Here is a 12,133-nt window from a genome sequence, read left to right as displayed (position 1 = left end):
AGTAACCGAGCCGTCACACGCCTTGCAATGCCATCGGCGCGGCGTCCGGTGAGCCCCAGGTCACAGGGGTCGCCGCCGCGGCGGCCCCGGTCACTCGGGAGCACCGCCGGTGACGCACCGCTACTTTGGGCGGGACGCCGCCGATGCGGGAACGCTACCGGGGGCGGCCCCGGTCACGCAGCGTTATCGCCGTACGCGTCCCGCAGCGGACGCCGCCGGTGAAGGAGGCGGCGCCTCCGGGTAGTGATCAGTAGGGTCAGCCGTGAACGAGTCACCAGAAGGAAGTCGTACCTTGGCCGCACAGGAACCACGCCTGCGGACCGTCGGAGTGGTCCTCGCCGGCGGAGTAGGGCAGCGCGTCGGGCTCAACACGCCGAAGCAGCTCCTCAAGATCGCCGGACGCACGATCATCGAGCACACCCTCACCGTCTTCAACGACGCGCCGGAGATCGACGAGATCGTGGTCCTCATGGCGCCCGGCTTCACGGCCGAGGCCGAGCGGCTCGTCCGGGAGGGCGGCTTCCACAAGGTCAGCAAGGTCGTGGAGGGCGGCGCGAGCCGCACCGAGTCGACCTGGCGCGCCCTGCGGGCCCTCGGCGACGCGGAGTGCGACGTGCTCCTGCACGACGCGGTGCGCCCGCTGGTGGAGCCGCGCATCATCTCCGAGTGCGTCGAGGCGCTCAAGGTGTACTCGGCGGTCGACGTCGCGATCCCGTCCTCCGACACCGTCGTGGTGGCCGCGCCCGGCCCGCGCGGCGAGATCATCCGCGACATCCCCGACCGCTCGCGGCTGCGGCGCGGCCAGACCCCGCAGTGCTTCCGGCTGTCGGTGATCAGGGAGGCCTACGAGCGCGCGTTCGCCGACCCCGACTTCGAGCGGCGGCCCGCCACCGACGACTGCGGCGTGGTGCTGCGCTACCTCCCGGACGTCCCCATTTACATCGTGCCGGGCAGCGAGCACAACATGAAGGTCACCCACCCGGTCGACGTCTACATCGCCGACAAGCTCTTCCAGCTCGCCTCCAACACCGCCCCGGTGCCCGCCGACCCGGCCGCCTACCGCAGGGCGCTCGCGGGCAAGGGTGTGGTGGTGTTCGGCGGCAGTTACGGCATCGGCGCCGAGATCGTCCACCTCGCCGAGGAGCACGGCGCGATCGTCCACTCCTTCTCCCGCTCGCAGAACGGCGTGCGGGTGGAGGACCCGATCTCGGTGGCGGACGCCCTGGACCGAGCGGCCAAGGAGAGCGGGCGGGTCGACTACGTGGTCAACACCGCGGGCGTGCTGCACATGGGCAAGCTGGAGGAGGCGGACGACCTCACCGTCCAGGAGACCGTGGGCGTCAACTACCTGGGCCCGGTCAACATCGCCAGGGCCGCCATCCGCCACCTCCGCGACACCCGGGGCCACCTCCTGCTCTACACCTCCTCCTCCTACACGCGCGGGCGCGCGGACTACAGCCTGTACTCCTCCACCAAGGCCGCCGTGGTGAACCTCACCCAGGCGCTCGCCGACGAGTGGGCGGAGTACGGCGTCCGCGTCAACTGCGTGAACCCCGAGCGCACGGGCACGCCCATGCGGTCGCGGGCCTTCGGCGACGAGCCGCCGGCCAGCCTGCTGTCCCCCCGCGCGGTCGCCCAGACCTCCGTGGACCTGCTCATCTCCGGCCTGACGGGCCAGGTGATCGACGTACGCCGCGACGGGTAGCCCGAGATCGCGGTGACGGGCGGCCCCAGGTCGCCGCGATGGACGGCCGGGCGTGGAACCTCTCCGCGAGTGGGTAGAAGACGATCATTGCGGGGGGGGACACGACCGGGGGGCCGTCGATGGACTGGGTGCGTCGAAACACGTGGGGGGCGTTCCTCGCGGCACTGCTCCTGCTGTCGTTCCCGGTGCTGCTGGCCGCCGCGCTGCGCCCCTCCCCCCTGGTGTTCGCCCTGGCGGTCGCGGTCTCGTACGGGACCGAGGCGGCGCTGGGCAGGGCGGCGCCGATCGTGTTCGCGCGGCTGGGCCGGGTCCACCTCGGGATCGCCGTACGGTTCCTGGCCCGCGAGGCCGGCGCGGTGCTGCTGGTGGCCAGGACGGCGGGCGGGGACTCCCGGTGGTTCGTCGTCCTGTGCGGCGGGCTGCTGGTCACGCACCTGCTCCGCGTGCTGCACACCGGCGTGGCGATCCACCTCGACCGGTGCCTCAATCGGATGCCGGTGGTGACCAGGAACATCGCCGTACCGGCGCTGCGGATCCCCGGCGCACCGCCCGAGTGGCTGGCCGGCCGGCGCGGGGCCCACCTGTTCCACCTCGACGTCCTGCCGGTGGGCGCGGTCGCCGCCGGCGCCGTGGCCGGGTGGTACGGGCCCGGCACGGCGGGGTTCGCGGCGGCGCTGGGCGGGGCGGGGCTCGGGGCGGCCGTCGCGCTGCGGGCCGCCGCCGTGGTCGTGCTGGCGCTCCACGCGCGGCGGGCGGCGCCCCTGGCGTGCCGCGAGCGGGTGATCACCGAGGTCGACCTGCGGGTCCGGGCGCTGCGCCCCGAGGTGATCTTCTACTTCTCAGGTCCGGTGGGCTCGGTCTACCAGGCCACCATGTGGCTGGAGACCCTGTCGCGCCTCAGCCGCCGCACGATCGTCGTGCTGCGCGAACGCGAGCTGCTCCCCCTGCTCGGCCCGACGTCGCTGCCGGTGCTGTGCGTGCCGTCGGCGGTCGATTTGATGAACCTGCGCGGGCTGGAGGGCGCCCGCGTGGCGCTGTACGCCTCCAACGTGGGCAAGAACATCCACCTGCTGCGGGTGCCCGGCCTGCGCAGCGTCTTCGTCGGCCACGGCGACAGCGACAAGGAGGCCTCGTTCAACCCGTTCTCCAAGGCCTACGACGAGGTGTGGGTGGCCGGGCGTGCCGGGCGCGACCGCTACCTGCGCGCCCAGGTGGGCGTGCGGGACGAGGACGTCGTCGAGGTGGGCCGCCCGCAGCTTTCCGGGATCAGGGGCGACGGGCCCGGCCTGCCGGTCCTCAGCGTGCTCTACGCGCCCACCTGGGAGGGCTGGACCGACGACCTGTTCCACACCTCGATCATCACGATGGGCCCGCGGCTCGTACAGGCGCTGCTGGCGCACGTCCCGCAGGTGCGGCTGGTCTACAAGCCGCACCCGCTCACCGGAGAGCGGGACCCGCGCGCCGCGACGGCCCACCGCATGATCATGGAGATGATCGCCGCCGCCCGGGGCGGGCCGCACCGGGCGGTCACCGGCGCCGAGCCCCACCTGTACGCGTGCTTCAACGACTCCGACCTGCTGGTCAGCGACATCTCCAGCGTGGTCGCCGACTTCGTGGCCAGCGGCAAGCCGTACGCCGTGACCAACGTCGCCGGGATGGCCGGGCACGTGTTCCGCGAGCGCTACCCGAGCGCGGGTGCGGCCTACCTGCTCGGCCCCGACCTGCGTGAGCTGCCGGGGATCGTCGCCCGGCTGCAGCGGCGGGGCGAGGACGAGCTGGCCGGGGCCCGGCGGGACCTGAGGACCTACCTGCTCGGGCCCGGCGTCCCGGACGCGATGACCCGCTTCGACGCGGCGGTCGGCCGCGCCTGCGACCGCTCCGGCGCCCCGGCCGCCCTGAGCCTGTGACGGCTCCGGGGGCCGGGCGGGGGCCGGCTACGGATCCGAGGGCTTGCCGAGACTGGGCGGGCTGGTGAGGAAGCCGGTGCCCCACGCGACGTGCATGGTCGCGTACACCAGCGGCAGCCGCGCGAGCGCCGCGGCCGGCAGCCCCCGGCCGGTGAGCACCGACCCGGCGAGGATCGCCACGACGTAGGCCCCGGGGATCAGCAGGCCCGGCCAGTAGAACGGCGCCACCAGCAGGCCGAACAGCATCGCGAGTACGGCCAGCGGCGGCGCGAGGTAGCGCAGGTTGATCGTGCCCTCGTGGGTGCGGGCCACGACCCGGCGCCAGCGTCCGTAGTGGAAGTACTGCTTGGCCAGCGCCGCGACCGTGGGCCGGGGCCGGTAGGAGACCCGCATGCGGGGCTGGAACCACACCAGGCCGCCGGTCTCGCGGATGCGGTGGTTCATCTCCCAGTCCTGCGCGCGCTGGAAGTGCTCGTCGTAGCCGCCGACCCGCTCCAGCGCCTCCCGGCGGAACACGCCGAGGTAGACGGTGTCGGCGGGGCCCGGCTCGCCTCCGGTGTGGAAGCGGGCGTTGCCCACGCCGATCCTGGAGGTCATGGCGCACGCCACGGCCCGCTCGAACGGCGTGACGCCCTCGGCGGCCATGATGCCGCCGACGTTGTCGGCGCCGGTGCGTTCGAGCGTGTCCACCGCGACCTGGAGGTAGTCCTCAGGGAGCATGGCGTGCCCGTCGACGCGGGCGATGATCCCGTTGCGCGAGGCGCCGATGGCCGCGTTGAGCGCGTTCGGCGTGCGTCCTGTGGGGTTCGGGACGACCGTCACGCGGGGGTCCTCGGCCGCGAGGGCGTCGGCGACCTCCTGCGTGCGGTCACGGGACGGGCCGATGGCGAGGACGACCTCGATCGGTCCGTCGTAGCGTTGTGCGAGCACCTGCCGCACGGCCTCACGCAGGTGGCGCTCCTCGTTGAGCACCGGCATGACGACCGAGATCGGCGGCCAGACTCGTGTGGTCTGACCGTTTCGGGGCGAGTCGGGGAACTCCTTCATGGCGGCGCTCACGCTACTGTACGAGCGGGTGGGGACGACAACCCAAAGGGCGGTGGAACGCGTCCTCACCGGTGAACGTTCTCTGTCCGAGGGGGCACCACGATGAGCGACGACGACTCCGGCGTCCACGTGGGCGACCCCGGCGTACCGGCGGGCGACCCCGCCGCACAGGCGGGCGACTCCGGCGTTCACGTGGGCGGCGACGCGTACGGCGGGGTGCGGCTGGCGCAGCGCCGCACCAAACGGGCGCGGTCCAGCGTGCGTGCGGTGCTGGTCACCGGCGCGCTGTCCAGCGTGGTGCTGCTCGGGTCCGGCGTGCTGTGGTTCCTGTCGACGTACGCCGCCGGCCAGATCAAGCGGGTCGACGCCGGCACGGTCGTCTCCGACGCCCGGGGGGCGCTGAACATCCTGCTCGTCGGCGTCGACAAGCGCGACGACCTGTCACGCAAGCAGCAGAACCAGCTCCACCTCGGCCGTGAGGTCGGGCAGCGCAGCGACACGATGATGGTGATCCACCTCTCGGAGGACCATTCCAAGATCACGGTGGTCAGCCTGCCCCGCGACAGCTGGGTGGACATCCCGGGCAAGGGCACCCACAAGATCAACTCCGCGTACTCGCTCGGCGGCGCCCCGCTGGCCGTGCGCACGGTGCACAACGCCACCGGCCTCGACATCAACCACTACATCGAGGTCAACGTCCTCGGGTTCATCAACGTCGTGGACGCCATCGGCGGGGTCTCGGTCTGCACGCCCGTCGCGATCAACGACCTGCACACCAAGTTCCAGCTCCAGCCCGGCACCTACGAGCTCGACGGGATCAAGGCGCTGTTCTACGCGCGCACCCGCGCCACCGCCCGCTCCGACCTCGACCGCATCGACCGCCAGCAGCAGGTCATCTCGGCCCTGCTCCAGCGGGCGCTCAGCGGCGGCACCCTGGCCAACCCGGCCAAGCTCGCCGCCCTGGCCGGCTCGACCCTGAAGACGCTGACCGTGGACGACGCCCTGGCCAAGGACGTGCTGGGGCTGGCCGGCCAGCTCAAGGACGTGTCCACCGACGACGTGACCTTCGCCACCGTCCCGATCGCGAACGTCGACTACAAGGCGCCCACGGGCGAGTCGGCGGTGCTGTGGGACAAGGCGGCGGCCCGCGACCTGTTCAAGCGCATCGCGGCCGACGATCCCCTGGTCAAGCCGGTTCCGGCCACCAAGAGCGCCACGCCCGCCCCCTCGGCCACGCCCTCCTCGTCCTCCTCGTCCTCCTCGTCCGACGCGCTGACCGTGCCGCCCTCGCGCATCGCGGTCCGCGTCGTCAACGGCACCGCCGTCAACGGGCTGGGCGCGCGCACCAAGGCCGACCTGGTCAGGGCCGGCTTCCAGGTGCCGTCCGCGCCCGGCGACACCCGGCCCCGCGACCACGTCGACACCACGGTCCGCTACCCCGCCGGCCGCGAGGACTCCGCCCGCACGGTCGCCGCCGCGATCCCCGGGGCCGAGCTGCGCGAGGCCGACGTCCCGGGCATCGAGGTCATCGTCGGGACCAAGTACACCGGGGTCAAGAAGGTCACCGTCAAGGTGGCACCGTCCGCCACCCCCAGCGCGGCCACGCCCACCAGCACCGCCGCGGCCAAGACCGCGACCCAGAACATCTGCAAGAAGTGACCCCGGGCGGTCAGGCCGGGACGGCGGCGCCCGGGGCGCCCTCAAGGGCCCGGTCCCCCCACGCCAGCCGCCAGCCGAGGGGCGCCAGCGCAAGCCAGTAGCAGGCGGCCCCGAGCGGGATCAGGTCCAGGTCGACCGCCATCATCACGGTGCCGGCCACGACCAGCACCGGGCTCCACCCGCTCACCGGCCTCGGCCGGGACCCGGCGACCAGGACGATCAGCGCGAGCAGGCCGACGTAGAACAGCACCGGCCCGACGGTGTAGAACACCGGACGGACGGCGGGGTAGGCCTGGACCTGCTCGAACAGGCGGTTCATCTCCTCGCGCCCGCCCGCGCGCAGCCCCACCACCAGGTCGATGACGACCTGGCCCGCCGCGGCGGCGATCCCCAGCACCGCGACCACGGCGCTCACCGTCGCCGTGACCCGCAGCCCGGCGGCGCGGGCGGCCACCGGGCGGCGCAGCCCGAGCACCACCGGCACGAACAGCAGGAGCCCGACCAGGAAGGCGGCGTGCCCGGCGGTCCAGTGCGTCCCAGGACCCCGGGCGCCGTCCAGGCCGTCGAGCAGGCGGACCACCCCGTACACGAGCACGAACAGGGGGGCTGCGGAGAACGCCATGCCGGTGAGCGCGTTCCACGAGGCGGTGGCCGGGGGGGTCGACATGCTCAGATCATCGTTCCGGCCGGGGCCCGCGCCCATCGGGGATGACCCCGGATCGCCCCTGGCCCGTCCCCAGGGACGGCTCGGGGCCGGACTGTCCTAGCATGATGCGGGCGGAACGGCAGGCGAGGTCAGGGGGCAAAGGGTGAAGCTTCTCCACTCCGGGAAGGTCCGGGATGTCTACGAGGACCGGGGGGACGTCGTCCTCGTGGCGTCCGACCGCGTCTCGGTGTACGACGTGATCCTGCCGACCCCGATCCCCGACAAGGGCAAGATCCTCACCCGGCTGTCGCTGTGGTGGTTCGAGCAGCTCGCCGACATCGTGCCCAACCACGTCATCTCGGCGACCGACGTGCCCGAGGAGTTCGCCGGGCGTGCCGTGCGCTGCCGCATGCTGGACATGGTCCAGGTCGAGTGCATCGCGCGGGGCTACCTCGCCGGCCTCGGCCTGAAGGAGTACCAGGCGCGCGGGCAGGTGTCCGGCGTGGCCCTGCCGCCGGGGCTCGTGGAGGGCTCGAAGCTGCCCGAGCCCGTCTTCACGCCGACCACCAAGGCGGAGCTCGGCGCCCACGACGAGTTCATCACCTACGACGACGTCGTGGCCCAGGAAGGCGCCGGGACGGCCGGGGAGCTGCGGCGGATCACCCTCGCGGTGTACCGGCGCGGCGCGGAGCTCGCCACCGAGCGGGGCATCATCATCGCCGACACCAAGCTGGAGCTCGGCCGCACCGGCGACGGCACGCTCGTGCTGGGCGACGAGGTGCTGACCTCCGACTCCTCGCGGTTCTGGCCGGCCGCCGAGTGGGAGCCCGGGCGCCCGCAGTACGCGTTCGACAAGCAGTTCGTGCGCGACTGGGCCGCCGGGACCGGATGGGACAGGACCGAGCCCGCCCCCGAGGTGCCCCAGGAGATCGTCGACGCCACGCGCGCACGCTACGTGGACGCCTACGAGCGCATCACCGGCAAGGCCTGGTAACGCCCTCCGGCGTTTCACGGGCGGCCGCCATTTCCGGTTCCCGCTCCGGATCATCTGAGCATTTTGGAAGAACCATCCGCCTGGGCCCCCAGGTTACCCTTTCATCACCTTTCAAGCTGTCTAGGGTTACGCGCCCTAATGTGCCTGAAGCGTTTTCGGAAGTGGCGCGGCCTGCTGGGGGATGGGTATGCCGATGGAACTTGTCAAGCACAGCGATACCGTCGGCGACGCCGCCGATACCAGAATAGCGGAATTCCGGCCGGCCGCCTCGGACGAGAACGCCCTGATCGCCAGGAGATTCAACGAGACGACCCGGCTGCCGATCGGCGACAAAAGCCTTCCCGAGCTTTTACGGGAACAGGTGAGAATCCGGCCGGAAAGCACCGCGGTCGTCGACGGTGACGAGACCCTCACGTATGCCGAGCTCGAGGAGAGCGCATCGGTCTTAGGATCCTACCTGCGGCATCTCGGAGTGGCCGCCGATGACTGCGTCGGCGTCTTCGTGGAGCCGTCGGCCGAGCTGATGATAGGCGCCTGGGGGATCCTCTACTCCGGAGGCGCCTATTTGCCGTTGTCCCCCGAATATCCCGAGGAACGCCTGCGCTTCATGATCGAGGATGGGCCGGTCGGCATCATCTTCACGCAGGAGGCGCTCCGGGAAAGGCTTGAGGAACTGGCCCCGCAGGGGACGACGATCGTCACCTTCGAGCAGGCGCTGGATTTCGCGGCAATCGGCGCGGCGGCCGGTGAGCGGGACGGAACGAGCGGCCCGTTCCCCCGCGACCTGGCGTACATCATCTACACCTCCGGCAGCACGGGAAAGCCGAAGGGGGTGATGATCGAGCACCGCAGCATCGTCAACCAGATGCGGTGGCTGGGCGCCGTCCACGGGCTGGACCAGGACAAGATCGTCCTGCAGAAGACCCCCATGAGCTTCGACGCCGCGCAGTGGGAGATCCTCGCCCCGGTCTGCGGCAGCACGGTCGTCATGGGCACCCCCGGCATCTACCGGGACCCCGAGAGGCTCGTCGAGACCATCGTCCGGCACGGCGTGACCACGTTGCAGTGCGTCCCCACCCTGCTGCAGGCTCTGCTGGACCTCGACGAGATCCACGACTGCACCTCGCTCACCCAGGTCTTCAGCGGCGGCGAGGCCCTGTCCGCGAACCTGGCGCTCCAGTGCCTGGACACGCTGCCGGGCTGCGAGCTGGTCAACCTGTACGGGCCGACCGAGTGCACGATCAACTCGTCCTCGTACACCGTCGACCGCGCCTCGCTCACCGAGGGCCCCAACTCGATCTCCATCGGCGCGCCGGTGCACAACACGCACTACTACATCCTGGACGAGCGCCGCTCGCCCGTCGGCGTGGGCGAGATCGGTGAGCTGCACGTCGGCGGGGCACAGCTCGCGCGCGGCTACCTGCACCGGCCCGACCTGACCGCCGACAGGTTCATCGGCAACCCGTTCTACGGCGACCACGGGTACGCGAAGCTGTACAAGACCGGCGACCTCGCCTACCTGAACCCCGACGGCACCGTCCAGTTCGTCGGCCGGGCCGACAACCAGGTCAAGCTGCGGGGCTTCCGCGTGGAGCTGGACGAGATCAAGCTCGCGGTCGAGACGCACGACTGGGTCAGGAACGCGGCGGTCATCGTCAAGAACGACGCGCGCACCGGCTTCCAGAGCCTGATCGCCTTCGTGGAGCTGAACCCGAAGGAGGCGGCCCTGATGGACCAGGGCGCCCACGGCGCCCACCACCAGTCCAAGGAGAGCAAGCTCCAGGTCAAGGCCCAGCTGTCGAACCTCGGGTGCCGGGACGCGGCGGAGATCGCCGGCCGGGTGACCGTCGACCTGCCGGGCAAGGCGGCCACCGACGAGCAGCGGCGGCGGGTGTTCGCCCGCAAGACCTACCGGTTCTACGAGGGCGGCTCCGTCACCAAGGCCGACGTGCTGCGGCTCCTGGCCTCCCGGACGGCGGACGTCACCCCCCGGGTCCTGGACGAGCTGACCTTCGCCGAGTTCGGCGAGATCCTCCGGTACTTCGGTCAGCACCTCAGCGACGAGCGGCTGCTGCCCAAGTACGGCTACGCCTCGCCGGGGTCGCTGTACGCGACGCAGATGTACCTCGAACTGACCGGGATCGGCGGGCTGCGGCCGGGGATCTACTACTTCCACCCCGTCCACCACCAGCTCATCCTGATCCGGGAGACCGAGGGCACGGCCGCCGCGGGGGCCACGGTCCACTTCGTCGGCAAGAAGCGGGCGATCGAGCCGGTCTACAAGAACAACATCCAGGAGGTCCTGCGGATCGAGGCCGGCCACATGGTCGGGCTGTTCGAGGAGGTCCTCCCGGAGTACGGGCTGACCATGCGGGCCCTCGACGACGCGCCCGCGACCAAGGACCTGCTTGAGGTCGCCGACGAGGACTACTACCTCGGCACCTTCGCGATGGTCCCCTACGCCCCGGCGGCGCCGGATCCGTCCCTGGAGACCTACGTGCAGGCCCACCCGGGCATGGTCGCCGACCTGCCGGCCGGGCAGTACCGGTACACCGGCGGCGACCTGACCAGGATCTCCGGTGAGCTGGTGCTGAAGAAGCACGTCATCGCGATCAACCAGTCGGTGTACCAGCGGGCGAGCATCGGGATCACCGTGCTGAGCAGTGCCCCGAGGAGCTGGTCGAGCTACGTCGGCCTCGGGCGCGAGCTCCAGCGCCTGCAGATGAACGACATCGGCATGGGGTTCATGTCCTCGGGATACAGCTCCGAGACCGGCAACGACCTGCCGTCGGCCAAGCGGATCGAGAGCATCCTGCGGGCCTGCGGCGCCGAGTCGGGCCCCTCGTACTTCTTCGTCGGCGGGCGCGTGAGCGAGGAGCAGGTGAGCGGCGTCGATATGAAGGAGGACGTCGTCCACATGAAGGGCCCCACGGAGCTGATCAAGGACGACCTGGTCAACTTCCTGCCCGACTACATGATGCCCAACCGGGTCGTCGTGCTGGACAAGCTGCCCCTCACCGCCAACGGCAAGATCGACATGAAGGGCCTCGAAGCGTCCGACCGGGCGAACTTCGGGGTCGTCGACCGGCCCTTCGTCGCACCGCGGACCAGGACCGAGGAGCGGATCAGCGTCATCTGGAAGAAGGAGATGAAGCGCGACGTCGCCTCGATCGACGACGACTTCTTCGAGGCCGACGGCAACTCGCTCATCGCCACCAAGCTGATCAACAAGATCAACCGGGAGTTCGGCAGCTCGCTGCCGCTGCAGATCCTCTTCGAGGCCTCGACCATCGAGGAGCTCGCGCTCCTGGTCGACGGCGAGGTCAGCGGGTCCTCCTCCCGCCTGGTGCGGCTGCAGCCCCAGGGCACAGGGGCGCCGGTGTACTGCTGGCCCGGCCTCGGCGGGTTCACCATGAACCTCCGGACGCTCGCAGGCAGAATGGGCGTCGAGCGGCCGTTCTACGGGGTGCAGGCGCACGGCATCAACGCCGGCGAGACCCCGTACGCCACCATCAGGGAGATGGCGGCCGAGGACGTCAGGATGATCAGAGAGCTCCAGCCGGACGGCCCCTACACGCTGTGGGGCTACTCCTTCGGCGCGCGCGTCGCCTTCGAGACGGCCTACCAGCTCGAACAGGCCGGCCAGCAGGTGGAGAACCTGTTCCTGATCGCGCCCGGGTCGCCCAAGGTCCGGGTCGGTGACGTCCTCATCGACGGCGACGACCCCTCCTACGACAACCCGGCGTACGTGACGATCCTGTTCTCGGTCTTCGCGGGTGGCATCAGCGGCCCGCTGCTGGCCGAATGCCTGCGGGTCGCCACGGACGACGACAGCTTCACGTCCTTCATCTGCCGGAGCTTCAGCGATCTGGACGTCGATCAGGTGAGACGGATCGTCCGCATCGTGTCCCAGACGTTTCAACTGAAGTACACGTTCCGGGAGCTGACCGAGCGGCGGATCGCCGCCCCCATCACGATCTTCAAGGCCCAGGGCGACGACTACTCGTTCATCGAGGGCAACAGCGGCTACTCGGCCGAGCCCCCGGCCGTCGCCGACCTTGAGGCCGACCACTACAGCCTGCTCAGGGAACCCGACATCGGCGAGCTGGTGCGGGCGATCCGCCACCGCCTCGGCACCGGGCCGGCGACCGTCCACCCAACCTGATCACGAAGGA

The 12,133-nt window shown here is 71.0% G+C and carries 7 protein-coding genes; 5 read left to right on the top strand and 2 right to left on the bottom strand.

Going from position 1 to position 12,133, the window contains the following annotated elements; genetic code table 11:
- Window positions 1-292 precede the first annotated feature (292 nt).
- Window positions 293-1,705, top strand: a complete 1,413-nt coding sequence (locus NYZ98_RS05885) for a bifunctional cytidylyltransferase/SDR family oxidoreductase (protein ID WP_262841471.1) — start codon at window positions 293-295, stop codon at window positions 1,703-1,705.
- 128 nt (window positions 1,706-1,833) lie between these two features.
- Window positions 1,834-3,612, top strand: coding sequence for a CDP-glycerol glycerophosphotransferase family protein (locus tag NYZ98_RS05880; RefSeq protein ID WP_262841470.1), 1,779 nt, complete (start codon window positions 1,834-1,836; stop codon window positions 3,610-3,612).
- Window positions 3,613-3,639: 27 nt separating this feature from the next.
- On the opposite strand, the gene NYZ98_RS05875 is transcribed toward NYZ98_RS05880, so the two are convergent.
- The gene (locus tag NYZ98_RS05875; protein WP_262841555.1) at window positions 3,640-4,659 is read right to left on the bottom strand and encodes a glycosyltransferase family 2 protein; all 1,020 of its coding nucleotides are present in this window, start codon (window positions 4,657-4,659) and stop codon (window positions 3,640-3,642) included.
- 102 nt (window positions 4,660-4,761) lie between these two features.
- On the opposite strand from NYZ98_RS05875, the gene NYZ98_RS05870 reads away from it, so the two are divergent.
- A complete protein-coding gene (locus NYZ98_RS05870; RefSeq protein WP_262841468.1) occupies window positions 4,762-6,318 on the top strand; it encodes an LCP family protein in 1,557 nt (518 codons plus the stop codon).
- Window positions 6,319-6,328: 10 nt separating this feature from the next.
- On the opposite strand, the gene NYZ98_RS05865 is transcribed toward NYZ98_RS05870, so the two are convergent.
- Window positions 6,329-6,985 (bottom strand): hypothetical protein, encoded by a 657-nt coding sequence (locus NYZ98_RS05865; RefSeq protein WP_262841467.1) that lies wholly within the window; start codon window positions 6,983-6,985, stop codon window positions 6,329-6,331.
- 142 nt (window positions 6,986-7,127) lie between these two features.
- Here NYZ98_RS05865 and NYZ98_RS05860 point away from each other — a divergent pair, with 142 nt between their 5' ends.
- Together NYZ98_RS05860 and NYZ98_RS05855 are read left to right on the top strand one after the other, a co-directional pair.
- A complete protein-coding gene (locus NYZ98_RS05860; RefSeq protein WP_262841465.1) occupies window positions 7,128-7,958 on the top strand; it encodes a phosphoribosylaminoimidazolesuccinocarboxamide synthase in 831 nt (276 codons plus the stop codon).
- Window positions 7,959-8,145: 187 nt separating this feature from the next.
- Window positions 8,146-12,123: an amino acid adenylation domain-containing protein gene (locus tag NYZ98_RS05855; protein ID WP_262841464.1), complete on the top strand. Its 3,978-nt coding sequence runs from the start codon at window positions 8,146-8,148 to the stop codon at window positions 12,121-12,123.
- Window positions 12,124-12,133 lie beyond the last annotated feature (10 nt).

Origin of the sequence: Sphaerisporangium corydalis, from assembly GCF_025506355.1 — a bacterium.
In the GTDB taxonomy this organism is placed as follows: domain Bacteria; phylum Actinomycetota; class Actinomycetes; order Streptosporangiales; family Streptosporangiaceae; genus Sphaerisporangium; species Sphaerisporangium corydalis.
This window is presented reverse-complemented; position numbering and strand designations above follow the sequence as displayed.

What these genes read in the sequence shown, in the direction of transcription:
- NYZ98_RS05875 (WP_262841555.1), bottom strand. Translation starts at nt 4,659, where the DNA reads ATGAAGGAGTTCCCCGACTCGCCCCGAAACGGTCAGACCACACGAGTC.
- NYZ98_RS05870 (WP_262841468.1), top strand. Translation starts at nt 4,762, where the DNA reads ATGAGCGACGACGACTCCGGCGTCCACGTGGGCGACCCCGGCGTACCG.
- NYZ98_RS05855 (WP_262841464.1), top strand. Translation starts at nt 8,146, where the DNA reads ATGCCGATGGAACTTGTCAAGCACAGCGATACCGTCGGCGACGCCGCC.
- NYZ98_RS05865 (WP_262841467.1), bottom strand. Translation starts at nt 6,985, where the DNA reads ATGTCGACCCCCCCGGCCACCGCCTCGTGGAACGCGCTCACCGGCATG.